General features: G+C 72.8%; 16 protein-coding genes. 12 read left to right on the forward strand and 4 right to left on the reverse strand.

What is annotated here, in order from left to right; all coding sequences use genetic code 11:
* Positions 1–121: 121 nt before the first annotated feature.
* Entirely contained in the window at positions 122–526 is a 405-nt protein-coding gene (locus ACIRJT_RS11985) for a VOC family protein (RefSeq protein ID WP_403907673.1), read from the reverse strand.
* A 232-nt stretch (positions 527–758) separates the two neighbouring features.
* Between ACIRJT_RS11985 and ACIRJT_RS11990 the strand changes: the two genes are divergently transcribed.
* The 7 genes from ACIRJT_RS11990 to ACIRJT_RS12020 all read left to right on the forward strand — a co-directional run bounded on the left by ACIRJT_RS11990 (position 759) and on the right by ACIRJT_RS12020 (position 9,438).
* Positions 759–1,703 carry a TIGR03619 family F420-dependent LLM class oxidoreductase gene (locus ACIRJT_RS11990; RefSeq protein WP_403907675.1) on the forward strand — a complete coding sequence of 315 codons (945 nt, stop codon included), beginning with the start codon at positions 759–761 and terminating at the stop codon, positions 1,701–1,703.
* A gap of 11 nt (positions 1,704–1,714) precedes the next feature.
* On the forward strand, positions 1,715–2,512 hold the full coding sequence (locus ACIRJT_RS11995) for an SDR family NAD(P)-dependent oxidoreductase (RefSeq protein ID WP_403907677.1): 798 nt from the start codon (positions 1,715–1,717) through the stop codon (positions 2,510–2,512).
* Between the two features lie 110 nt (positions 2,513–2,622).
* Positions 2,623–3,750, forward strand: a complete 1,128-nt coding sequence (locus ACIRJT_RS12000) for an LLM class flavin-dependent oxidoreductase (RefSeq protein ID WP_403907679.1) — start codon at positions 2,623–2,625, stop codon at positions 3,748–3,750.
* 257 nt (positions 3,751–4,007) lie between these two features.
* Positions 4,008–5,747, forward strand: a complete 1,740-nt coding sequence (locus tag ACIRJT_RS12005; RefSeq protein ID WP_403907681.1) for an amidohydrolase family protein — start codon at positions 4,008–4,010, stop codon at positions 5,745–5,747.
* Positions 5,744–7,210: an aldehyde dehydrogenase family protein gene (locus ACIRJT_RS12010; RefSeq protein WP_403907683.1), complete on the forward strand. Its 1,467-nt coding sequence runs from the start codon at positions 5,744–5,746 to the stop codon at positions 7,208–7,210. Before ACIRJT_RS12005 ends, ACIRJT_RS12010 begins: the two co-directional genes overlap by 4 nt.
* Before the next feature lie 239 nt (positions 7,211–7,449).
* Positions 7,450–9,036, forward strand: a complete 1,587-nt coding sequence (locus ACIRJT_RS12015; RefSeq protein WP_403907685.1) for an APC family permease — start codon at positions 7,450–7,452, stop codon at positions 9,034–9,036.
* Positions 9,037–9,072: 36 nt separating this feature from the next.
* The gene (locus tag ACIRJT_RS12020; protein WP_403907687.1) at positions 9,073–9,438 is read left to right on the forward strand and encodes a DUF6463 family protein; all 366 of its coding nucleotides are present in this window, start codon (positions 9,073–9,075) and stop codon (positions 9,436–9,438) included.
* Between the two features lie 66 nt (positions 9,439–9,504).
* Here ACIRJT_RS12020 and ACIRJT_RS12025 read toward each other — a convergent pair whose 3' ends face one another.
* Complete coding sequence (locus tag ACIRJT_RS12025; protein ID WP_403907689.1) at positions 9,505–10,233, reverse strand: siderophore-interacting protein; 729 nt, start codon at positions 10,231–10,233, stop codon at positions 9,505–9,507.
* A gap of 114 nt (positions 10,234–10,347) precedes the next feature.
* Here ACIRJT_RS12025 and ACIRJT_RS12030 point away from each other — a divergent pair, with 114 nt between their 5' ends.
* A complete protein-coding gene (locus ACIRJT_RS12030) occupies positions 10,348–13,374 on the forward strand; it encodes a GNAT family N-acetyltransferase (protein WP_403907691.1) in 3,027 nt (1,008 codons plus the stop codon).
* Between the two features lie 232 nt (positions 13,375–13,606).
* Here the strand turns inward: ACIRJT_RS12030 and ACIRJT_RS12035 are convergent, their stop codons facing one another.
* Complete coding sequence (locus tag ACIRJT_RS12035) at positions 13,607–14,107, reverse strand: sel1 repeat family protein (protein WP_403907693.1); 501 nt, start codon at positions 14,105–14,107, stop codon at positions 13,607–13,609.
* A gap of 120 nt (positions 14,108–14,227) precedes the next feature.
* Between ACIRJT_RS12035 and ACIRJT_RS12040 the strand changes: the two genes are divergently transcribed.
* The 3 genes from ACIRJT_RS12040 to ACIRJT_RS12050 all read left to right on the forward strand — a co-directional run bounded on the left by ACIRJT_RS12040 (position 14,228) and on the right by ACIRJT_RS12050 (position 20,399).
* Positions 14,228–15,073, forward strand: a complete 846-nt coding sequence (locus ACIRJT_RS12040; RefSeq protein ID WP_403907695.1) for an LLM class F420-dependent oxidoreductase — start codon at positions 14,228–14,230, stop codon at positions 15,071–15,073.
* A gap of 156 nt (positions 15,074–15,229) precedes the next feature.
* Positions 15,230–16,714: a peptidoglycan D,D-transpeptidase FtsI family protein gene (locus ACIRJT_RS12045; RefSeq protein WP_403907697.1), complete on the forward strand. Its 1,485-nt coding sequence runs from the start codon at positions 15,230–15,232 to the stop codon at positions 16,712–16,714.
* 199 nt (positions 16,715–16,913) lie between these two features.
* Positions 16,914–20,399, forward strand: coding sequence for a hypothetical protein (locus tag ACIRJT_RS12050; protein ID WP_403907699.1), 3,486 nt, complete (start codon positions 16,914–16,916; stop codon positions 20,397–20,399).
* A gap of 169 nt (positions 20,400–20,568) precedes the next feature.
* On the opposite strand, the gene ACIRJT_RS12055 is transcribed toward ACIRJT_RS12050, so the two are convergent.
* Positions 20,569–21,270 carry an HAD family hydrolase gene (locus ACIRJT_RS12055; RefSeq protein ID WP_403908235.1) on the reverse strand — a complete coding sequence of 234 codons (702 nt, stop codon included), beginning with the start codon at positions 21,268–21,270 and terminating at the stop codon, positions 20,569–20,571.
* A gap of 195 nt (positions 21,271–21,465) precedes the next feature.
* On the opposite strand from ACIRJT_RS12055, the gene ACIRJT_RS12060 reads away from it, so the two are divergent.
* Entirely contained in the window at positions 21,466–24,048 is a 2,583-nt protein-coding gene (locus ACIRJT_RS12060) for a bifunctional FO biosynthesis protein CofGH (RefSeq protein WP_403907701.1), read from the forward strand.
* Positions 24,049–24,135 lie beyond the last annotated feature (87 nt).

Raw genomic sequence — 24,135 nt, forward strand, 5'->3', positions numbered from 1 at the left:
CTCCGCCGATACGGAAGGTCGTCGTCGATGGCGTGTTTGGTGTGGTCGGCCTGTTCGCTGGAATCCCCTTGCTCGGACTGCTTGGCCAACGTAGCCGCCCGTGCCGTGCGGAAGAGGGGATTCAGGGTGTTCCCGGGCCCTGGAGGAGCTGGAGGTAGTTGCCCACCGGGTCCACGATCGTGGAGAAGAACCAGCCGCCCCCGGTGTCCTCGACCGGCCGCACCCAGGTCACCCCGAGCGTGTTGAGGTGCTTCTCGGCCGCCCGGATGTCGCGCACGGTGAGGTTGATCAGCTGTCGGCCCGGCTCGGCGGCCTGGTCCGCCACGTCGTCCCGCTCGTCGAACCCGATGATCGCCCCGGGGCCGACGATCAGGAAGTGTTCCGCCCAGCGGGCGCCCAGGGGTTCCAGTGCGGCGCGGTACCAGGCGATCAGGGCGGCGGAGTCGGTGCTGCCGATGATGACGCCGAGGCCCGTGATGCCCCCGGTGCCGGCGGGGTCGGTGCTGTCGTCGGTGGAAGCCGTCATGGTCGTTCTCCTTGCTCCGTCGATCGTGCGTGCCGCGTGCCGGCCGGGCCGCCCCCGGTCGGTCTGTCCTGCCTACCATCCCTGACCGCCGGCGGCCGCGAAACTCATCGGCATCCGCCGCCGATGCGCCCTGATGTACCCCTCACCTCTTGTCTGATGGGCCGTCAGGTATGACGATGGCGGCCGTCGCCCGGGGTGGGACCCTTCCGGGCCGGAGCGGAAGGAGGCCGCCGTGCCGATACTGCCCAGCGGGCCGCTGTCGTACGGGATGCAGCTGCCGGTCCAGTCGCAGAGCGTCATCTACGCGGAACCCTGGGAGGAGGCGGCGACCCCCGCCGATCTCGTCCGCATAGCCCGCGCCGCCGATCACGGCGGTTTCGCCTACATCGCCGGCTGCGATCACGTCGCCATCCCGCGACGGCTGGCGGACGGCATGAGCACCGTCTGGTACGACCCCGTGGCCACGCTCGCCTTTCTCGCCGGGGTCACCGAGCGCGTCCTGCTGATGAGCCACGTCGCCGTCGTCGGGCTGCGCCACCCGCTCGTCACCGCCAAGCAGTACGCCACCCTCGACCATCTCAGTGGCGGCCGGCTGATCCTCGGCGTCGGGGCGGGGCACGTACGCGAGGAGTTCGAGGCGGTCGGGGCGGACTTCGACGGGCGCGGGGGTGTGCTCGACGAGTCGATCGACGCGCTACGGGTCGCGCTCGGGCCCGAGGAGTACCCGGAGTTCGCGGGGCGGCGGTTCTCGTTCAGCGGGCTCGGGCAGCGGCCCCGGCCGGCCCAGGAACGGGTGCCGATCTGGGTGGGCGGCTCCTCGCCCGCCGCCACCCGCCGGGCCGCCGAGCGCGGGGACGGGTGGCTGCCGCAGGGTGATGCCCGGGACCGGCTGCCCGCGCAGATCGCCCGGGTGCACGCCCTGCGGGAGGAGGCGGGGGTCGAGGAGCGAATCGTCGTCGGTGCGATCGCCGAGCCGCTGTACGTGGGTGAGCCCGGGTGGTCCGTGGGGCGGCGGACGCTCACGGGGAAGCCGGAGGTCCTCGCGGAGTCGCTGCGGGAGTACGCGGCGATCGGCGTGCACCAGATCCAGGTGCGGTTCCGGAGCCGGAGCGTGGACGAACTGACCGATCAGATGGCGGCGTTCGGTGCGGACGTGGCCCCCCACCTCGGTACGTGAAGGAGACGGACATGGGCAAGCTGGACGGGCGGGTCGTCCTGGTCACCGGGGCGGCGCGCGGGCAGGGCGAGCAGGAGGCGCGGCTCTTCGCGGCCGAGGGCGCGCGGGTCGTCGTCGCCGATGTGCTGGTAGAGCAAGGGGAGTCGCTGGTACGGCAGTTGGGTGAGGTGTACGGGGAGGGCGCCGCCCGGTTCGTGCGGCTGGACGTCGGGAGCGAGGAGGACTGGGCCGCCGCCGTCGCCGCGGCCAAGGATGCCTTCGGGAAGATCGACGGGCTCGTCAACAACGCCGGCATCCTGCGCTTCAACCAGCTGGTCGACACCCCGCTGGCCGAGTTCGAGCAGGTGGTGCGGGTCAATATGACGGGCGCGTTCCTCGGGATGCGTGCCGTCGCGCCCGAGATCGAGGCCGCGGGGGGCGGGACGATCGTCAACACGTCCTCGTACACCGGTCTCACCGGCATGCCGCTGGTCGGCGCCTACGCCGCGACCAAGCACGCGGTACTGGGGCTCACCAAGGTCGCCGCCATGGAGCTGGCGGGGAAGGGCATCCGGGTCAACGCCGTCTGCCCGGGGGCCATCGACACGGCGATGAGCAACCCGGCGCTGCTGGACGCGGACGCCGACCTGTCGACGTCGAGCGCGGCCCTGGACGCGTACTACCGCAAGCTCGTGCCGATGGGGCGGATCGGCCGGCCCGAGGAGGTCGCCGCGCTGGTGCTGTTCCTGACCGGCCCGGACTCCTCGTACATCACCGGGCAGCCGTTCGTCGTGGACGGGGGGTGGCTGGCGGGGGTCAGCCCGTTCTGACGAAGCGTCAGGTATTGACGGGTCGCGGTGGCGGTGGAACAGTCGGTCGCATCACAATCTGACGATGCGTCAGAAAAGGCTGTCGGAAGACTTGAGGACGGTGAACCTCCGTGGAATTCGGGCTCTTTGTTCAGGGGTACGTGCCCGCCGCGCGTGCCAAGGTGGACCCCGAGGCAGAGCACAAGGCGCTGATCGAGGAGACCGAGTACGTCATCCAGGCGGACAAGTCCGGCTTCAAGTACGCCTGGGCCTCCGAGCACCACTTCCTGGAGGAGTACTCGCACCTCTCCGCCAACGACGTGTACCTCGGCTACCTCGCGCACGCCACCGAGCGCATCCATCTCGGCTCCGGCATCTTCAACCCGCTCGCGCCCGTCAACCACCCGGTGAAGGTCGCCGAGAAGGTCGCGATGCTCGACCATCTCTCCGAGGGACGCTTCGAGTTCGGCACCGGGCGGGGGGCGGGCAGCCACGAGATCCTCGGGTTCATGCCGGGCATCACCGACATGAACCACACGAAGGAGCTGTGGGAGGAGACGATCGCGGAGTTCCCCAAGATGTGGCTCCAGGACGAGTACGTCGGCTTCCAGGGCAAGCACTGGTCCCTGCCGCCGCGCAAGATCCTGCCGAAGCCGTACGGGAAGTCCCACCCGGCCATGTGGTACGCGGCCGGGTCGCCGTCCTCGTACGCCATGGCGGGCAAGAAGGGGCTCGGCGTGCTGGGCTTCAGCGTGCAGAAGGTCTCCGACATGGAGTGGGTCGTCGAGTCCTACAAGAACGCGGTCAAGGACGCCGAACCGGTGGGCGCGTTCGTCAACGACAACGTGATGGTGACGTCCACCGCGATCTGCGCGGAGACGCACGCCAAGGCGGTGGAGATCGCGGTCGGCGGCGGGCTGAACTACCTCCAGTCGCTGCTGTTCCGCTACCACGACACGTTCCCCCGGCCGGAGGGGATTCCGGAGTGGCCGCAGCTGCTGCCGGAGTACACCGAGGAGATCGTCGAGCTGCTCATCGCGGAGGAGCTGATGATCTGCGGGGATCCCGACGAGGTGCTGAAGCAGTGCCGGCGGTGGGATCGCGCGGGGGCGGACCAGTTGAGCTTCGGGCTGCCGATCGGGATCAGTCCCGAGGACACGTTGAACTCGATCCGGTTGATCGGGGAGCACGTGATTCCGCAGATCGACACGGATCCCGTGCATCGGACCTCGCGGTTCCGGGCCGCCGCCGCGAGCTGAACCCTCGGGCTTACGTCGGGGCTCCGCCCCGAACCCCGCGCCTCAGACGCCGGCGGGGCTGGAACCGGGCGGCGTCTTCCCGGACCGTCGCCCTGATGAGCCGGGGTGCGTACCGCGGCCAGAAGCGTGCGCACCCCGGCTGTCCCACCGGCCCGGAGAAGGAACCTCGGCCCGGAGAAGGAACCTCGGCCCGGAGAAGGAACCCCGAGCCGGAGAAGGACCCGAGCCGGAGAAGGAACCCCGAGAAGGGAACCGTCATGCTCGACCACCTCATCCGCCGCGCGACCGTCGTGGACGGCACCGGCGGCCCCGCCCGCACCGCCGACGTCGGCATCCGCGACGGCCGGATCGCCGTCGTCGCCGAGCCAGGGACGATCACCGAAGAGGCCGTCACCAGCGAGGACGCCGACGGGCTCGTCCTCGCCCCCGGCTTCGTCGACCCGCACACCCACTACGACGCCCAGCTCTTCTGGGACCCCTACGCCACCCCCTCCATGAACCACGGCGTCACCACCGTCGCGGGCGGCAACTGCGGGTTCACCCTCGCCCCGCTCCACCCCGACCGGCCCGAGGACGCCGACTACACCCGGCGGATGATGTCGCGGGTCGAGGGCATGGCGCTCGCGGCCCTGGAGGAAGGCGTCGACTGGAGCTGGTCCACCTTCCGCGAGTACCTCGGCGCCCTCGAAGGGCGCATCGCCGTCAACGCCGGGTTCATGGTCGGGCACTGCGCCCTGCGCCGGCACGTCATGGGCGCCGACGCGGTCGGCGGGCAGCCCACGCCCGCGCAGCTGGACGCCATGCTCGCCCTCTTCCACGACGCGATGGACGCCGGGGCCTGGGGGCTCTCCACCACCCAGTCCTCCACCCACTCCGACGGCGACGGCGAGCCCGTCGCCTCCCGGCACGCCCGGCCCGAGGAGCTGCTCGCCCTCTCCCGCGCGGTCGGCGAGCACGAGGGGACGCAGCTGGAGGCGATCGTCGCCGGGTGCCTGGACCAGTTCTCCGACGAGGAGATCGACCTCCTCGTCGACATGACCGCCGCCGCCGGCCGCCCGCTCAACTGGAACGTCCTCACCATCGACGCCGCCGTCCCCGAACGCGTACCGCGCCAGCTGGTCCCCAGCGAACGCGCCCGCCGCGCCGGCGGCCGGATCGTGGCCCTCACCATGCCGATCCTGACGCCCATGAACATGTCGCTCGGCACGTTCTGCGCCCTCAACCTCATCCCCGGCTGGGGCGAGATCCTCGCGCTTCCCGTCCCCGAGCGCATCGAACGCCTCCGGGACGCCGGCACCCGCGCCGAGATGCTGCGCCGCGCCGACAGCAAGGAGGCCGGGGTCTTCCGGCGGCTCGCGAACTTCGGCCGGTACGTCATCGGGGACACCTACAGCGCCGCCAACGAGGGGCTCGGCGGGCGGGTCGTCGACGACATCGCCGCCGAGCGCGGCCAGGACGCCTTCCACTGCCTGGTCGAGATCTGCGCCGCCGACGACCTGCGTACGGTCCTGTGGCCGATGCCCACCGACAACGACCCGGACTCCTGGGCGCTGCGGCAGCGGACCTGGGAGCACGAGGACGTCATGCTCGGCGGCTCCGACGCGGGCGCGCACCTGGACCGGATGTGCGGGGCCCCGTACACCACGCGCTTCCTCGGCGACTGTCTGCGGGGGCGGAGACTCGTCTCCCTGAGCGCCGCCGTCAAGATGCTCACCGACGACCCGGCCCGCCTCTTCGGGCTGCGCGAGCGCGGCCGGATCGAGGAGGGTTTCCACGCCGACCTCGTCCTCTTCGACCCCGAGCGGATCGACGCCGGGCCCGCCACCCTCGTCCACGACCTGCCCGGGGACAGCCCGCGCCTGGACTCCAAGGCCATCGGGATCGTCTCCGTACGCGTCAACGGGATCGAGACGCTGCGCGACGACAAGGTGACGGGCGCGGTGCCGGGGACGGTGCTGCGCTCCGGCCGCGACACCCGGACGGTGAGTACGGCGTGAGCGACAGCAGCCCCGGCAGGCTCTTCATCGGCGGCGCGTGGACCGAGCCCGCCGCCGGGCACTACGAGGTGATCGACCCCGCGACCGAGGAGGTCGTCGGTCTCGCCCCCGAGGCGAGCCGCGCCCAGGTGCACGAGGCCGCCGCGGCGGCGCGCGACGCCTTCGGGGCCTGGTCGCGGACCCGGCCCGAGGAGCGTGCCGCGATCCTCGACCGGGCCGCCGACCTCGTCCGGCGGGACTTCCTCGCCCACGCCGAGGTCGCGCGGGCGGAGAGCGGCGCGACCGCCTCCACCGCCCGGTCGATGCAGGTGGGGGTGGGCATCGCCCGCTTCCGGCGGTACGCGCGGGGGGCCCTTGAGCCCGTCGAGGAGGCCGTCGCACCCCAGATCAACGAGGCGGGGCCGATGGGGCGGGCCGGGGTCTTCGGGGCGCTGGCCGTACGCCAGCCGGTCGGCGTGGTCACGTGCATCACCTCGTACAACAACCCCTGGGCCAACCCGGCGGGCAAGATCGCGCCGGCGCTCGCGATGGGCAACACGGTCGTGGTGAAGCCCGCCCCGCAGGACCCGCTCTCCGTCTACCGGATGGCCGCCGCCCTCGCGGAGGCGGGTGTTCCGCCGGGCGTGGTGAACGTCGTCACCGGGTCGGGCGCGGAGGTGGGGGAGGCCTCCGTCGACTCGCCCGACGTCGACATGGTCAGCTTCACCGGGTCCACCGCCGTGGGGCAGCGCATCGCGGAGGTGTGCGGACGCGGGATGAAGCGGCAGCTGATGGAGCTGGGCGGCAAGGGGGCGGCGCTCGTCCTCGACGACGCCGATCTGGACTCCGCCGTCGCGGGCATCGGCACGACGTTCTCGTTCTACAGCGGACAGATCTGTACGGCTCCGACCCGCGTCCTGGTCCATCGGTCCCGGCAGGACGAGCTGATCGCCGCGCTCACCGCGTACGCGAACCGGCTCACCGTCGGCGACCCCCGCGACCGGGCCACCGTCGTCGGCCCGGTCATCTCCGCGGCCCACCGCGACCGCGTCGAGGCGTATGTGGAGCTGGGCCGGAAGGAGGGCGCGCGGGTCGTCACGGGCGGCGTCCGGCCCGGCCACCTGGACCGGGGCTTCTACGTGGCGCCCACGCTGCTGGCCGACTGCACCCCGGACATGCGGGTGGTCCGTGAGGAGATCTTCGGGCCGGTCGTCGTGGTCGTCCCCTTCGACGACGAGGAGGAGGCCGTCGCGCTGGCCAACGACAGCGACTACGGCCTCATCGACTACGTGTGGTCCGGCGACGTGGCCCGCGCCTTCCGGATCGCCCGCCGGTTGCGCGCGGGCGGGGTCGGCGTCAACACGGTCGGGCGGAACATGGAGGCCCCGTTCGGCGGGTTCAAGAAGAGCGGGGTGGGACGGGACGTGGGCTCGTACGCACTGCACGCCTACAGCGAGACGCAGGCGATCGTCTGGCCCGGCTGAGGCCCCCTCCGTGGGCTCCTCCGTGAGGTGCGGGAAAATTTTGAATCACCCCAAAACGGACAGCGCTGCGATTACCGTACGTCGTCACGCCTGGCCAAGTGGCATGCATTGCAAGGCTTCGCGCGAAAGTGACCTTGAATTGATGAAGCGTTCAGGGGGAGTTGGCTGACATATCCAAGGGTGAGACGCTGGGGTCTCACGCTCCGGATGTGGATATCGCAGCGCATAGCGTCCTCCTCATGAGTCAGCTGGACGCGCGGCCACGGGCCGGAGACACGGTACGGGGAAGCGCCCCGGCCGACGGCGGTGACGGCCGCGGTGGCGTACGGGGCAAGGGGCTCGGCGGGAACTCCGTCGGCCTCATGGGCAGCGCCGTCATCGGCGTCTCGACCGTCGCCCCCGTCTACTGCCTGACGTCCACCCTCGGCTCCACCGCCGGAGAGGTCGGCGTGCGGATGCCCGCCGTCTTCCTGGCCGGGTTCCTGCCGATGCTGCTCGTGGCCTTCGCCTACCGCGAGCTGAACCGGGCGATGCCGGACTGCGGCACCTCCTTCACCTGGACGGTGAAGGCGTTCGGCCCGCGCGTCGGCTGGATGTGCGGCTGGGGCCTGGTGATCGCGACGATCATCGTGCTGTCCAACCTGGCGGGCGTCGCCACCTCGTACTTCTGGCTGCTCGCGGGGGAGATCACCGGCAGCGCGTCGGTCGCCGCCCTGGACGACGGCAAACCGGTCCACATCCTCACCTGCCTGGTCCTCATCGCCGTCGCCACCGCCATCAGCTACCGGGGCATGACCGCCACCAAGGGCATCCAGTACGCCCTGGTCGGGCTCCAGTTGGTGGTCCTCGCCGTGTTCGTGACGATGGCCCTGAGCAAGGCGGGCGGTGGCGGAGGGGGCTTCGCCGCCTCGCTCGACTTCTCCTGGTCCTGGCTGAACCCCTTCGCCGTCCAGTCCTTCGCGGCCTTCACCGCCGGACTGTCCCTCTCGATCTTCATGTTCTGGGGCTGGGACGCCTGCCTGACCGCCAACGAGGAGACCACCGGCAGCGAGAAGACCCCCGGCCGCGCGGCCCTCATCGCGATGGTCGTCCTGGTCGGCTCCTACCTCGCCACCGGCATCGCCGCGCAGATGGCGGTCGGCTCCGGCACCTCCGGGCTCGGCCTCGCCAACCCGGACACCTCCGACAACGTCTTCGCCGCCCTCGCCGGACCGGTGATGGGCCCCGGCCTCGGCGTCCTGCTCTTCCTCGCGGTCCTCGCCTCGGCCGCCGCCAGCCTCCAGACCACGTTCATCCCGGTCGCCCGCACGGTCCTCGCGATGTCCGCGTACGAGGCGATGCCGGCCTCGTACGCCAAGGTCCACCCCCGCTTCAAGACCCCCGGCCGGGCGACCGTCACGGCGGGCATCGGCACCGGCGTCTTCTACACCGTGATGACCCTGGTCAGCGAGCACGTCCTGGTCGACACCATCTACGCGCTCGGCCTCATGATCTGCTTCTACTACGCGCTGACCGCCTTCGCCTGCGCGTGGTACTTCCGCGCCGAACTGACGCGCTCCGCCCGGGACCTGGTCTTCAAGGGCCTCTTCCCGCTGCTCGGCGGCACCCTGCTCGCCGCCGTCTTCGCCAAGACGCTCTACGACATGTGGGACCCGGCGTACGGCTCCGGATCCTCGGTGCTCGGCGTCGGATCGGTGTTCGTCATCGGGGTGGGGCTGCTGCTCCTCGGTGTGGTGCTGATGGTCGCGATGGAGCGCCGCAGCCCGGCGTTCTTCCGGGGCGAGATCCTGACGAAGGAGACCCCGGCCCTCGTCGTCGAGGACTGATCCCCCGGCCCGCGCGACGCCTCGTACGATGAGGCCATGACGCGAGGTTCGACGGGGCGATGGCTCCAGGTGGTCGGTATCGCCCACGGCGCCATCGGCGCGGTGATCTACCGTGACGTGCTCGCCGACCTCGGGCGGGACGTGGTCGACTCCGTGCCCGAACGGGGCGACCGTGCCGCCGCCTTCTGGTTCATGGCCGCCGCCCCCACCCTGTGGCTGGGCGGCCGGCTGCTGCGCTCGGCGGAGGAGCACGACGACATCCCGGCCCAGCGCGCGGCGGGCATCGCCCTGGCCGCCGTCGGCGTGGTCGGCACGGTGGCCATGCCGAAGAGCGGGTTTCCGAGCCTGGTGGGGATCGGCGGTGTCCTGCTGCGCAGGTCGCTGCGGTCCGGGCGCGCGTAGGCGTGCACGGAGAGCGCCCGGGGCGGCCGTAGGACCCGCTCGCCCCGGCGCCGAAGCGGGCGGGTCCTACGGCCGCCAGTAGCCCAGCGCGTTCACCCGGTCCTTGGGCAGGCCCAACTCCTTGCGGAGGTACGCCGACAGGGCCCGGGTGGTCGCCGTGTCGCAGGCGACCCAGACGTACGCGTCCGTGTGGTCCCCGCCCAGCAGCTCCGGCAGGGCCGCCTTCACCTCGGAGACGAGGCGCCCGCCCGCCTCGCGGCGCTCCACGTGGTGCAGGGTGTGGTGGGCCTCGTCGAGGCGGAACGGCAGTTTCCGGTCCTCCTCGTGCGCGGTCTCGAACCAGATCGTCGCCGGGGTCGACGGGATCGCGTCGAGCAGGGAGTTGATCGCGGGCAGCGCCGCCGCGTCGCCGATCACGAAGAGCCGTGAGGGCGCCGGGTCGGGCAGCGTGAAGCCGGTGCCCTGGAGCGTCGCGTCGACCGTTTCACCGATCCTGACCGACTTCGCCCAGTCGCAGGCGGGGCCCTCGTGCAGGGCGAATTCCAGACTGAAGGTGCCTGCCTCCGGGTCGGGGTCCACCAAGGTGTAGGCGCGCTGATGCGGTCTGCCGTCCTTCTCGAACCACAGCCGCACCCACATCGTCGGGTGGGCCCCGCCGGTCGCGGCGAGCAGCCCGCCGTCGGTCACGTGCACCCGGCGGAAGCGGTCGGTGACCTGTTCCGTGCCGGTCACCGTGAACGTGAAATCACGCCCCCTGAACAGTTTGAGAACGACGCCTTCCCAGCCATGCCCCACGGTGTCTCCCGCCTCGCCCCGGTGCCCCGGCCCACTGTCCGAAAGGTCACTTTAGGTTAGGCTAACCTAAATTCCGGGGGTTGGGGAGTGGCTGAAAACCACCGGACAAAGGGGATGGGCGACACGATGACGACCGGCGTCGACAGCGAGAGACCGGGCGCGGGCGCGCACGGCCGTTCCGAGGTGTTCCAGGGCGACGCGCACACGTCCCGCGATGACTTCGAGGTCTTCCGCGACGACTGGGGGATACCGCACCTGCGGGCCGCCGACGCCCTCGCGCTGGCCCGCGCCCAGGGATACGTCACCGCACTCGACCGGGCCTGGCAACTGGAGACCGAACGGCACCGGTCGCTCGGCACCAGCGCCTCCCGTCTCGGTGCGGAAGCCGTCGACTGGGACCGGTTCGTCCGGCGGGCCCGGCTGGCCGACACCGCCCGCCGCTGCTTCGACCGCCTCGCGCCGGAGACCGCCGCCTGGGTGGCGGCGTACGTCGACGGCGTCAACGGCGGCCTCGCCGAAGGCGCCTCCCACGCACCCGAGTTCGCCGCGGTGGGCCTCGCCCCCGGCCGCTGGGAGCCCTGGACCCCACTCGGCGTCTGGCTCTCCGCGCACATCCTGTTCGCCGGCTTCCCGACCAAGCTCTGGCGCGAAGAGGTCGCCCACCGGCTCGGCGACGACCGGACGGCCCTCTTCGCCACCGACGGCCCCGGCACCGCGGGCAGCAACGGCTGGCTGCTCACCGGCGCCCGCACCGCCACCGGCGCCCCGCTGATCGCGGGCGACCCGCACCGCTTCATCGAAGCCCCCGGCGTCTACCAGCAGATCCGGCTCGCCTGCCCCGAGTTCGACGTCATCGGCCTCGCGGTCCCCGGCATCCCCGGCATCGCCCACTTCGGGCACGGCGGGGGCGTCGCCTGGGCGATCACCAACGCCATGGCCGACTACCAGGACCTCTACCGCGAGCGCCTGCGCCGCACTCCGGACGGCGGGGTGGAGGCGCTCGGCCCGGGCGGCTGGTACCGGGCCCACGCCCACACCGAGGCGATCGAGGTGGCGGGGGCGGACCCGGAGACGGTCGAGGTGATCGAGACGGACCGGGGGCCGGTGATCATCGGCGGCCCGGAGGGCGAGTTGGGCGTGGGCGCGGGCGGTGAGCCGGGCGGCGGCCCGGGCGGCGCCCTGGACCGGAGCCCCGGCGGTGACCAGGGCGGGGGTCCGGGTGCCGACGCCTCCACGGAGGGCCCCCGTGCCGTCAGCCTGCGCCACCCGCCCCGCGTCACCGGCGAGTTGGGGTTCGACGTGCTGCCCGCACTGCTCCGGGCCCGTACGGTCGCCGACCTCGACACCGCCCTCGACCGCTGGGTCGAACCCGTCAACGTGGTCCTCGCCGCCGACACCGCCGGGGGCGCCCTGCACCGGGTCGCCGGACACGTCCCGGTGCGCCCGTACGTCAACCGGCTGCGGGTCGTCCCGGCCGATGACCCCGCGTACGCCTGGCGCGAGGGCGAGGCCGCGCCCCTGCCCCGTGCCGAGGCGGTCGGCCCCGGCGGGATCGCCGTGATGGCCAACGAACGCGGCCTCGCCGCCCCGCTCGGCGTGGAGTTCGCGCCCCCGCACCGGGCCCGCCGCATCCGGGAGCTGCTCGGCGCGCGCACCGACTGGTCGCCCGCCGCCCTGGCCGCCGTCCACACCGACACCCGCCTCGCCTCGTCCCGCCCTCTGCTGTCCCTGCTGGCCCGGGCCCCCGGCCTCGGCCCGGCCGCGAGACGCCTCCGGGACCGGCTGCTGCGCTGGGACCGCCACATGGACGCGGACAGCACCGACGCGACGCTCTACGCCCGCCTGCGCGCCGACGTCGTCCACCGGCTGGCCGGCCACCGCGCGCTGCGGGGCGTCACGGGCGCGGACGACCCGTGGCGCTCGGCCGCCCACCCGGCGCTCTTCCGCCCCTGGCTCGCGGCCGTCCCCCGGATCGGCTACGCCCTGGAGAGCCTGCTCACCGGCGGACTCCTCCCGTACGAGGACCGGCTGGCGGTGGTCGCGGCCTCGGCCGAGGCCGTCGCCGCGGCGGCCGAGGAGACACCGCCCGGCCCGTGGGGCGAGCTGCACCGGCTGTCCCCCTGGCAGGCCCTGCCGGACCTCACGCCCGACGACGAGGAGGCCCGGCCGGGGCTCGCGGGCGACCACGACTGCGTGCTGTCCACCTCCGCCGTCCCCGGTGTCACCGACCTGTTCGCCCGGGGCCCGGCCGCCCGTTACGTCTGGGACCTGGCCCGGCGCGAGGACAGCCGGTGGGTCGTCCCGTTCGGCGCGTCCGGAGTCCCCGGATCCGCCCACCACCGCGACCAGACGCCCCTGTGGGCGCGGGGCGCGCTCATCCCGGTCGTCACGGACTGGGACCTGCTGCACCCGACGACCCGCCACCCGGAGGAACCCCCCGCCATGACCGCCACCGCCGATCCCACCACCACCGCCACCACTGCCGCCGCCACCACCACCGACCCCGCCGATCCCACCACCACCGCCACCACCACTGCCGCCGCCACCACCGACCCCGCCGATCCCACCGCTCCCGCCCTCCGCGCGGCCGTCCACGAGCAGAAGGTCGAGGGCTTCGGGACGGTGCGCCTGGTCCCCGTCGACCCCGCGGCCGACGCGGACCTGCTGCACGGCTGGGTCACCGAGGAGCGGGCCCGGTTCTGGGGCATGGGCGACCACACCCGCGAACAGGTCCGGGAGATCTACGAGTTCGTCGGCTCGCTGCCCACGCACCACGCCTACCTCGCCCTGCGCGACGGGGTCCCGGCCGCGCTCCTCCAGACGTACGAGCCGGACGCCGACCCGGTCGGGGCGTGCTACGACGTACGGCCCGGCGACTTCGGCATCCACCTGCTGATCGCGCCCGCCGAGGGCGAGGGAGCGGTGCGGGGGCACACGGACGCCCTCCTCACCGCGTTCATCGGCTTCGTCTTCGGCGACCCGGCCCGTCTGCGGGTCGTCGTCGAGCCCGACGCCCGCAACGAGAAGGCCCTCGCCCGGATGGTCCGGGCCGGCTTCGCGCTGGGTCCGGAGATCGTGAAGCCGGAGAAGACGGCCCGGCTCGCGTTCCTGACGAGGGAGGCCGCGCTGGGCCGCGCGTAGCGCTGAGGGGCCCAGGCACCGGGTCTGCCCCGCGCCTACGGCGCCGAGCCCCGCCCCGCCCCGCGCCTACGGCGCCGAGCCCCGCCCCGCCCCGCGCCTACGGCGCCGAGCCCTGCCCCGCGCCTACGGCGCCGAGCCCCGCCCCGCCCCGCGCCTACGGCGCCGAGCCCTGCCCCGCGCCTACGGCGCCGAGCCCTGCCCCGCGCCTACGGCGCCGAGCCCTGCCCCGCGCCTACGGCGCCGGGTCTGCCCCGTCCGGGTGCAGCGCTCCGCCCGGCCGGAACAGCCGCTTGGCCACCGCGTGCCCGGCCTCCGCCGCCATCCGGAACCACGGCTCGGCCGCCGCCAGTCCCTCGCGCTGTTCGACCAGGCGGCCCAGCTCCCACATCGACTCCACGTCGCCGGCCCGCACCGCCTGCCGCAGCAGCCGCTCGGCCGTCTCGGGACGCCCCTCGGCCCGCGCGGTCAGGGCGAGCGCCCGCAGCCCCCGCACGGCCCGGGCGTCCCCGGCGGCGGCCGCCGCCGCGAGCTTCGCCGGATCGACGGGGCGGCGCGAACGGCTCCGGAACAGCAGCAGGATCCCGAGCACCCACATGATCCAGCTCAGGCTGATCAGCGTGCCGTTGCCGGTGACGACCCCGGTCAGGCTCAGCGCGCCGCCCGCCGGCAACAGGAAGTACCCCAGCCCCGGTCCCAGCCCCGGTCCTCGTCCCGGTCTCACTCCCGGCCCCATCGCAACTCCTCTCCGCCCGCTCCCGCCGCACCCGGGCGACGGTCTCGGATTTCCTTGTCGTACGGCATACCTTGGCCCTTCGCACGCATGACGCGCTGACGGACGACGGAGGTGTTCTCGATGCGGATCTCCACGACGATCTTCCTCACCGACGAGACGGTGACCCCGGTCAGGCTCGCCCGCGAGCTGGAGCAGCGGGGGTTCGGCGGGCTGTATCTGCCCGAGCACACGCACATCCCGGTGATCCGCAGCACGCCGTACCCGATGGGAGGCGACCTGCCCCGGGAGTACGGCCGCACCCTGGACCCGTTCGTCGCCCTCGGTCAGGCCGCCGCCGTCACCGAGCGTCTCGCCCTGGGCACCGGCATCACCCTGGTCGCCCAGCACGACCCGATCGACCTGGCCAAGCAGGCGGCCACCCTGGACCACCTCTCGGGTGGCCGGTTCACCCTCGGCGTCGGCTACGGCTGGAACGTCGAGGAGGCCGCCGACCACGGGGTGGAGTGGTCGACGCGACGGGACCTGGGGCGGGACCGGATGGCCCTGATGCGGGCCCTGTGGGCGGACGAGCCGACCGGGTACGCGGGCGCGTTCGGTTCCGTACAGGCGAGCGAGGCGCACCCCAAGCCGGTCCAGCGGCCGCGCGGCCCGGTCAACGGCCCGCGCACCCTGATCGGCGGCGGGGCGGGCCCGAAGCTGTTCGCGCACATCGCGGAGTACGCGGACGGCTGGCTGCCCATCGGCGGCGGAGGCCTCACCGAGTCCCTGCCGAAGCTGCGGACGGCGTGGGCGGAGGCCGGGCGCGACCCGAAGGACCTCCAGGTGGTGCCGTACGCGGTCCTGCCCAGCCCGGGGAAGCTCGCCCACTACGCGGATCTGGGCATCGAGGAGGTCGTGCTCCAGCTGCCCCCGGCGGACGCACCGGAGGTCCTGCGGACGCTGGACGACTACGCCGCGTACCTCTGACACGTACGCCGCGTACCTCGATGGAGGGGTGCCCGGGGCCGCCGGTGCAACCGCGCACGGCCACAAGGCATCCTTGTTCACCGGGGAACGCATACGCGGGCCCGGTCGGCGGGTGTTCCGCCGCGCGGATCGGAGCCCGCCCGGGTGGGGAGTGGAATGAACAGGCCGTTGCGGCACATAGCCATCTTCTGCGGGCTGCTGGTGCTGGCCCTGCTGCTGCGGGCGAACTGGCTCCAGCACGTCGACCGCCAGGAGCTGTCCCAGCACAAGAACAACGCCCGGGTGCGGTTCGAACGGTTCGCCACCCCGCGCGGCGACATCATCGTCGGCGGCAAGGCGATCACCGGATCGAAGGAGACGGAGAGCCGGGACTACGCGTTCCTCCGGACCAACAAGGACGGTGCGATGTACGCGCCCGTCACCGGGTACGCCTCCCAGTCCCGGGGCACCTCGCTGCTGGAGCGGACCTACGACAGCGTCCTCAGCGGCCAGGACGACCGGTTCGCCTTCCGGCACGCCAAGGACGTCCTGACGGGACAGCCCCGGCGCGGCGGCGACGTGATCACCACGATCGACGCCAAGGCGCAGAAGGCGGCCTACAAGGGTCTGACGGACCTGGGCGCCCGGGGCGCGGTGGTCGCCCTGGACCCGCGCACCGGCAAGGTGCTGTCCCTGGTCTCCACCCCCTCGTACGACCCCGAGACCTTCGCCGGCATCTCGTACAAGGAGAGCGACCGCTTCACGGCGCTGGAGAAGAAGAAGGGCAAGCCGCTGGCCAACCGCCCGCTGCGCGAGACCTACCCGCCCGGCTCCACCTTCAAGATCCTCACGGCCGCGGCGGCGCTGGAGCACGGCGTGGTCACGGACGTGGACGCCAGGACGGACGCGGTGTCGCCGTACCCCCTGCCGCTCTCCACCAACAAGATCGGCAGCGAGGCGGGCGACGCGGTCTGCAACAAGGCGTCGATGAAGACCGCCATGCAGTACTCCTGCAACAACGTCTTCCTCGACGCGGCGTCCGAGCTGGGCGAGGACCGGATGCGGGAGACGGCGGAGAAGTTCGGCTTCAACGAGGACGTGTACGCCGAGGAGTTCGGCGACATGCTCGCCACGAAGAGCCTCTACCCGCCGAAGCTCGACAAGCCCGGCACGGCCCTCACCGGCATGGGCCAGGGCAGCCTCACCAGCACTCCGATGCAGATGGCGATGGTCACGGCGGCCCTCGCCAACGACGGCAAACTGATGCAGCCCTTCATCGTCGACGAGCTGCGCGGCCCGGACCTCTCCACGCTGGAGAAGAACGAGCCGATGGAGATGAGCCAGGCCGTCTCGCCCGAGACGGCGAAGAAGGTCCAGGAGATGATGGAGCACACCGCGAAGGAGGGCAGCGCCCAGCGCGCCCTGATCGACGGTGTCACGGTCGGCGGCAAGACGGGCACCGCCCAGCGCGGCGTGAACGTCCGCGACGAGGTCCCGTACGGCTGGTTCGTCAGCTACGGCAAGAAGGACGACGGCCGTTCGGTCGCGGTCGCCGTGTTCATCGACCCGACGGACATGGACATCTCCCGTTCCGACATCTCGGGCGGCCGGCTCGGCGCCCCGATCGCGAAGAGCGTGATGCAGGCGGTGCTGGGGGACTGAGGAACACCTCCGAGGAGGCCGGACCGGGGAGCGTCGCGGCTGCTCCGGACGGACAGGTCGTCCGGTCGTTCAGCTGTGCGACCATCATGTGCCCACCCTTCACCGGGTGGGCACATGTCGTTGTGCTCGGTGGCTCGCCGAACGAGCTGTCCGCGAAGGCCTGCCGCACATCCTTCACCGCTCCGGGGGGAACGGACCCATGTCACCACGCCCGTGTACGGCCGCGAGATCCGCGGCGTACACCGCTCTCCTGCTCACGTTCACCGTTCTGGTCACGCTTCTGGTCCCGGTGGGAGCGGCGCGGGCGAGCACCGCCGCCGCCCCGGCCGCCGCTCCGGTGGCGGCCGCCGAGGACTGCCCGTCCTTCCCGCTCTCCGCGTACGGCGAGGCCGCGCCCGAGGGGAACACGCTCACGCTCCCCGCCGACGGAACCGCCTGCTACACCTTCACCGTCGAGAAGCCGGGCCTGCACCGCCTCCTGGAGTCGGGCACCGGAAACGTGTACACCACGGTCCACGACGGCGAGGAACGGGTCGACTGCGACGACCCGCAGTGGGGCGAGGGCTGGTGCCGGCTGGAGCGCACCGGCACGTACACGCTGCGGCTGTTCAACAACTGGGCGGACACCAGTAGGTTCACCTTCGGCCTGGTCCCGATCGGCACGGACGAGGGCTGCGCCGCCCCGATCGCGACCGGCTGGGACATCCCGCCCCTCGTCGCCCTGGCAGCGGGTCCGACGGCCGTGCAGTGCGTGCGGATCGAGGCGAAGCCGGGCGAGCGGCTCACCGACGAGCTCACCACGACGAAGTACGGCCACGGCCTCTCCTGGATCACCGACGGGACCGGCGCCCGGATCTGCCCGCGCTTCAACGAGGACGACAGCGAGGGCTGCGTGCTCCCGGGCGACGGCCCCTACCGCGTCCTGTCCCATGTGAAGGAGGCGGAGGGCGGCTTCCCGGCCGAGTACACGCTGAAGGTCCGCCGGACGTCCGACCCGGCCGGCTGCGCCCGGATCCCGGTCAACGCCTACGACTCCGCGCCCACCACCGTGACTCCGGCCACCGGCTGCAAGACGTTCACCGCGTCCCACGCCGGCCCCCACGAGGTCTACGCGGTCGACTCATCCCGTACCAGGCTCACCGTCTACGACCGCGCCGGCAAGACCGTCTGCACCACCTGGGACGGGTGCGTTCTTCCCGCGGCCGGTGACTACACGGTCTACACCGACCAGGCCACCCTGATCATCGACCGTGCCTCGGACGCCGGCTGCGTGCCCGCCGGCATGGGCGTGCACCGGGCCGGGTTCGCCTCGGTGGGAGAGATCGACTGTGTCTTGCTGGACCTTCCCACCGGGGCGCGGATGGCCGCGCTGAAGTCCCTCGGCGGGCCGGGCCCGCACCCCGGGACGACGGTGTACGACGCCGACGGCGCCTACCAGTGCGCGGGGACCGCCCTCACGTCCGGGACCTGCGAGCTGGGCGGCAAGGCGCCCTTCCGGCTGCACGTCTCCACCGACGACGACGACCCGGCGACCGGCGCCTACGCCCTGGCGCTGCACCGTACCGACATCGCCTCCGGCTGCCCGGCCCTTCCGGCCGGCGACTTCACCGCACAGAGCCCCGCCGCCCGGATCACCACCGGCGACGGAGTCTTCTCACAGTGCCTGAGCATCCCCGCCGACGCGCACAGCGGGCGGGAGAACCTCCAGCTCCAGGCCGCACCGGGGCAGACGTTGACCGCCGAGTTCACGGTGCTGGACGAGAAGGGCGTCCAGGCCTGCTCCGTCCACCCCTCGACCAGCACCTGGACCACCTGCGAGCTGACGCCCGGCGCCGCGTACACCGTGCTGTTCACGGGCCGGGACAGCAAGACCACCTACACGCTGACCCGCAGGGACGTCACCGCCACCGCGAAGGGCTGCACGCCCAACCCGGCGGTCCGGGCCGGCGGCCCCTCCTCGGGCGGTGCGACGGGCGCACCCGGTGAGCTGCGCTGCCGCCGGATCACCACCGCCGACGCCGAGGACACCGTGCACGTCGACGTCCGCGACGCCCTGGGAACCGCGAACGTGGTGGTCCACGGCGCGAACGGCGAGAGCCTGTGCAACCGGAACCAGGCGTGCGCGGTCACCGGTTCCACCAGCTACCAGGTCCTGGTCACCGTGCGCGCCGGGCTGAAGGCCGCGCCCGACTACCGGTTCGACGCCGTGCGCATCGCCACCGCGGCGGGCCCCGCGGAAGGATGCGTCGCGGTGCCCAACGTCAGCTACGGGTACGGCCCCGTCACCGGCACCCTCGACGAGGCGCACAGCACCTTCTGCGCGACGCTCCCGACCGCCTACCGCGACCGCTTCGATATGAAGATCAGCGACACCGACGGCGCCGGGGCGACGGCGGTCCCCTCGCTGTACGACGCCGGCCTCAACAACGGCTGCACCAAGTACATCCCCACCGGCTACAAGTGCGCCGTCGACGAGCCCTACTCGAAGGACCCCACCCCGAGCACCCTGGTGCTGTCGCTGCCGGAGACCGCCGCGAAGACCTCGTACTCGGCGGAGGCCGTCTGCTCCGGCATCCGCTGCGGCGCGGAGACGGTCACCATCGGCGCGGTCGGCCCGACCACCGCCGCTGCCGGCGGCAAGGCGACCGTGACACTCACGGGCACGGCGCTGCACAAGGACGACTTCGTCCGGCTCAGCCTCGGCGGCAAGGACCTGGAGTCGACGACCACCGCCGTCTCCGCCGACCGCAGGACGCTCACGGCGGTCCTCGACCTGACCGGGGCCGCCCCGGGCACCTGGAACGTCACCGTCGTCACGCACAACGCCACTGCCCACCCGCGGGGTTCGTTCACCGTCACGCCCGCGCCGCTCGCCTCCACCGAGCCGCCGGTGATCACCGGGGCGCCCAAGGTCGGCGCGACGCTGAGCGCGAGCACCGGTTCCTGGACGGTGACGCCGTCCTCGTACGCGTACCGGTGGAAGGTTAACGGCGCGGCGATCTCCGGCGCGACGGCCGCCACGTACGCCGTGCCCGCGTCGCTGCTCGGCAAGAAGCTCACCGTCACCGTCACGGCCCGGCGCACCGGCGACCCGGACGCCACGGGGACCTCCGCGGCGGTCACGGTCGCCAAGGGCGCGGCCCCGAAGGCGACGGCCGCCCCGGTGGTCTCCGGGGCGCCCAAGGTCGGCGCGACGCTCGGGGTGGGGCGCGGCGCCTGGACACCGAAGCCCTTGTCGTACGCGTACCAGTGGAAGGCGGACGGCGCGGCGATCTCCGGCGCGACGGCCGCCACGTACGTCGTACCGGCATCGCGGCTCGGCAAGAAGCTCACCGTCACCGTCACCGCCCGGCTGACCGGGCACGCCGACGGCAGTGCGACGAGCGCGGCGGTCACGGTCGCCAAGGGCGCCGCGCCGAAGGCGAAGACCGCGCCGGTGATCTCCGGCAAGGCAAAGGTGGGGGCCACCCTCACCGTCGGCCGCGGCACATGGACGCCGAAGCCGTCGTCGTACACCTACCAGTGGTACGCCAACGGCAAGGCCATCTCCGGGGCCACCGCCACCAAGCTGCGGCTGAAGGCGGCCCAGCGGGGCCGGACGATCACGGTGAAGGTCACCGCGCGTCTCGCCGGCCACGCCAGTGGGTCGGAGGTCAGCAAGGCCACCAAGGCGGTCACCGCCTAGGCGGATCTGCCGGGCCCCGACCACGGGCGGCCTCCCACCGGACATCCGGTGGGAGGCCGCCCTGGTTCCCGGCGCGGTTTCCGGCGTGGTTTCCGGCGCGGGCACGCCGGTCGGTCCTCGGGAGACGCCCGGCAAGGCACCGCCCGACGCACTGTCCTGGCGCACGGTCCTAGCGCACCGCCCGCAGCGTCCTCGGCCGCGCTGCCCGCGCCTCCTCGTCCCCGGTCGGGGCCGCCGGGAGTGCCAACCCCACCAGCTCCGTCAGCGCGTCGATGCGGAAGTCCGCCGTCTCCACCACGTCCGGATGCTCCGCCCACCAGTGTCCGTAAGGCCCCCGCCGCAGATGCGCCGTCCGCATCCCCGCCGCCACGGCCGGGAACAGGTCCTCGGCCGGGTGGTCGCCCACGTACAGCGTCGCCTCCGGGGCCGCGCCCGCCACCTCGGCCACCCGCGCGAAGAACTCCGGGTCCGGCTTCCGCGCGCCCCACTCGTCCGAGGTGACCACCAGGTCGGCGGGCAGGTCCAGGCCCCGCAGCAGCTCCCCGGCCCGGACGGTGCCGTTCCCCGCCACCACGACCCGGATGCCCGCGGCCCGCAGCTCGCCCAGCGCGGGCCGGACGTCCTGGTAGAGGTCCGACTCGTCGAGGTGTTCGCCGCGCCCGGCGGCGGCCCGCGCGCGGTAGGCCTCCTCGACGTCCATGTCGGGTCGAAGGACGCGCAGCGCGTCCGCGGCCTCGCGGCCCTGGGCGACGGCCGCGCCCACCAGCGCACTGAGCGTGTGCGGCGGTACGCCGAGCCAGTTGGCCCAGGACGACCAGTGCCGGTCGTCGCGTACGAGGGTTTCGCCGATGTCGAGGACGATCGTTTCCATCACCGTTCCGACACTAGGCGCGAGGGCACCGTCGGCGGGGTCTCATCCGGGTGAGTCGGCCCGCACGAGTGACCATGGGCACGACCGGGGCATGACCACGAGCACGCCCACGGGCACGCCGCGACCGGCGGTTCCTCGACAAACGTCCCCCGAGGCCCTGGTCCGGCGCGCGCACCTCGCTCGTATGCTCGGTTCATGACCGATGCTCAGAGCGGACGCCCCACCACCAACGCCATGCGGCGCGCGCTCAAACGCGCCCGCGACGGTGTCGCCCTCGACGTGACCGAGGCCGCCGTCCTGCTCCGGGCGCGCGGCGACGATCTGAGGGACCTCGCGGCGTCGGCCGCCCGTGTCCGGGACGCGGGCCTGGAGGCGGCGGGCCGGCCGGGCGTGATCACGTACTCGCGCAAGGTCTTCATCCCGCTCACCCGCCTCTGCCGTGACAAGTGCCACTACTGCACCTTCGTCACCGTCCCCGGCAAGCTCCGCCGGGCCGGCCACGGCATGTTCCTGTCGCCCGACGAGGTGCTGGCCATCGCCCGCGAGGGTGCGGCGATGGGTTGCAAGGAAGCGCTGTTCACGCTGGGGGACCGCCCCGAGGACCGGTGGCCCGAGGCGCGGGAGTGGCTGGAGGCGGAGGGGTACGACGACACGCTCGCGTACGTACGGGCGATGGCGATCCGGGTCCTGGAGGAGACGGGTCTGCTGCCCCACCTCAACCCGGGCGTGATGACCTGGACCGATCTCCAGCGCCTGAAGCCCGTGGCCCCGTCGATGGGGATGATGCTGGAGACGACGGCGACCCGCCTGTGGTCCGAGCCGGGCGGCCCGCACCACGGCTCCCCGGACAAGGAACCGGCCGTACGGCTGCGCGTGCTGGAGGACGCCGGGCGCTCCAACGTCCCCTTCACCACGGGCATCCTGATCGGGATCGGCGAGTCCTACGAGGAGCGCGCCGACTCCCTCTTCGAACTGCGGAAGACGGCCCGCGCCTACCACGGCATCCAGGAAGTCATCGTGCAGAACTTCCGCGCCAAGCCGGACACGGCGATGCGCGGGATGCCCGACGCGGAGCTGGAGGAGCTGGCCGCCGCCATCGCGGTGGCCCGGCACATCCTCGGCCCGTCCGCCCGGATCCAGGCCCCGCCGAACCTGGTGGACGCCGAGTACGCACTCCTCATCGGCGCGGGCATCGACGACTGGGGCGGCATCTCACCGCTCACCCCCGACCACGTGAACCCCGAGCGCCCCTGGCCGCACATCGAGGAACTGGCCGCGAGGACGGCGGAATCCGGCTTCACCCTCCGGGAACGCCTCACCATCTACCCGGAGTTCATCCAGCGCGGCGAGCCCTGGCTCGACCCCCGCCTCCTCCCGCACGTCCGTGCCCTGGCCGACCCGGAGACGGGCCTGGCCCGCGAGGACGCGATCCCCGTCGGCCTGCCCTGGCAGGAACCGGACGAGGGCTTCAGCTCCTTCGGCCGCACCGACCTCCACACCGCCATCGACACCGAGGGCCGCACCGGCGACCGCCGTGACGACTTCGACGAGGTGTACGGGGACTGGGAGGCGCTCCGCGAGGCGGCGGCCCCCGGCATGGTCCCGTCCCGCATCGACGCCGACGTACGCCAGGCGCTGAGCCAGGCGGCCCACGACCCGACGAAGCTCACCGACGACCAGGCGCTCGCCCTGCTCCACGCGGACGGTCCGGCGCTGGACGAGCTGTGCCGGATCGCGGACGCGCTGCGCAAGGACGTGGTCGGCGACGAGGTCACGTACATCGTCACGCGGAACATCAACTTCACCAACGTCTGCTACACCGGCTGCCGCTTCTGCGCCTTCGCCCAGCGCCGCACGGACGCCGACGCGTACACGCTCTCCCTGGACCAGGTCGCGGACCGGGCGGCGCAGGCGTGGGACGTCGGCGCGGTCGAGGTCTGCATGCAGGGCGGCATCCACCCGGACCTGCCCGGGACGGCGTACTTCGACATCGCGCGCGCGGTGAAGGAGCGCGTCCCCGGCATGCACGTGCACGCGTTCTCGCCCATGGAGGTCGTCAACGGGGCGACCCGCACCGGCCTGTCGATCCGCGACTGGCTGACCGCCGCCAAGGAGGCCGGGCTCGACTCGATCCCCGGCACGGCGGCGGAGATCCTGGACGACGAGGTCCGCTGGGTCCTGACCAAGGGCAAACTGCCCACGGCCACCTGGCTGGAGGTCATCAGGACCGCCCACGAGGTGGGCCTGCGCTCGTCCTCGACGATGATGTACGGGCACGTCGACCAGCCCCGCCACTGGCTCGGCCACTTCCGTACCCTCGCCCGGCTCCAGCAGGAGACCGGCGGCCTGACGGAGTTCGTGACGCTCCCCTTCATCCACACCAACGCCCCGGTCTACCTCGCCGGCATCGCCCGCCCCGGTCCGACCGACCGCGACAACCGCGCGGTCACCGCCATGGCGCGGCTCCTGCTCCACCCGCACATCACCAACATCCAGACGAGCTGGGTGAAGCTCGGCACGGAGGGCGCGGCGGAGATGCTCCGCTCGGGCGCGAACGACCTGGGCGGCACGCTGATGGAGGAGACCATCTCCCGGATGGCCGGGTCGAGTTACGGCTCGTACCGCTCGATCCAGGGCCTGGAGGCCATCGCCGAACTGGCGGGCCGCCCGTCCCGCCCCCGTACGACCCTGTACGGGGAGGTCCCGGCCGAACGCGTCGCGGCGGCCACCGCCTCGGACGGGCATCTGCCGGAGCTGCTGCCGGTGCTGCCGAGCTGAGGGCGGGGGAGGCCGGTGCGGGTGGGGAGTGATCCCCGCACGGCCCCGCACGGCCCCGCACGGCCCCGCACGGCTCAGCAGGCCCGT

It is taken from the genome of Streptomyces sp. NPDC102283 (assembly GCF_044766265.1).
GTDB lineage: Bacteria > Actinomycetota > Actinomycetes > Streptomycetales > Streptomycetaceae > Streptomyces.

Coding starts and splice junctions, on each gene's coding strand:
- ACIRJT_RS11985 (WP_403907673.1), bottom strand. CDS start 526: ATGACGGCTTCCACCGACGACAGCACCGACCCCGCCGGCACCGGGGGC.
- ACIRJT_RS11995 (WP_403907677.1), top strand. CDS start 1,715: ATGGGCAAGCTGGACGGGCGGGTCGTCCTGGTCACCGGGGCGGCGCGC.
- ACIRJT_RS12005 (WP_403907681.1), top strand. CDS start 4,008: ATGCTCGACCACCTCATCCGCCGCGCGACCGTCGTGGACGGCACCGGC.
- ACIRJT_RS12015 (WP_403907685.1), top strand. CDS start 7,450: ATGAGTCAGCTGGACGCGCGGCCACGGGCCGGAGACACGGTACGGGGA.
- ACIRJT_RS12020 (WP_403907687.1), top strand. CDS start 9,073: ATGACGCGAGGTTCGACGGGGCGATGGCTCCAGGTGGTCGGTATCGCC.
- ACIRJT_RS12030 (WP_403907691.1), top strand. CDS start 10,348: ATGGGCGACACGATGACGACCGGCGTCGACAGCGAGAGACCGGGCGCG.
- ACIRJT_RS12035 (WP_403907693.1), bottom strand. CDS start 14,107: ATGGGGCCGGGAGTGAGACCGGGACGAGGACCGGGGCTGGGACCGGGG.
- ACIRJT_RS12040 (WP_403907695.1), top strand. CDS start 14,228: ATGCGGATCTCCACGACGATCTTCCTCACCGACGAGACGGTGACCCCG.
- ACIRJT_RS12045 (WP_403907697.1), top strand. CDS start 15,230: ATGAACAGGCCGTTGCGGCACATAGCCATCTTCTGCGGGCTGCTGGTG.
- ACIRJT_RS12050 (WP_403907699.1), top strand. CDS start 16,914: ATGTCACCACGCCCGTGTACGGCCGCGAGATCCGCGGCGTACACCGCT.
- ACIRJT_RS12055 (WP_403908235.1), bottom strand. CDS start 21,270: ATGGAAACGATCGTCCTCGACATCGGCGAAACCCTCGTACGCGACGAC.
- ACIRJT_RS12060 (WP_403907701.1), top strand. CDS start 21,466: ATGACCGATGCTCAGAGCGGACGCCCCACCACCAACGCCATGCGGCGC.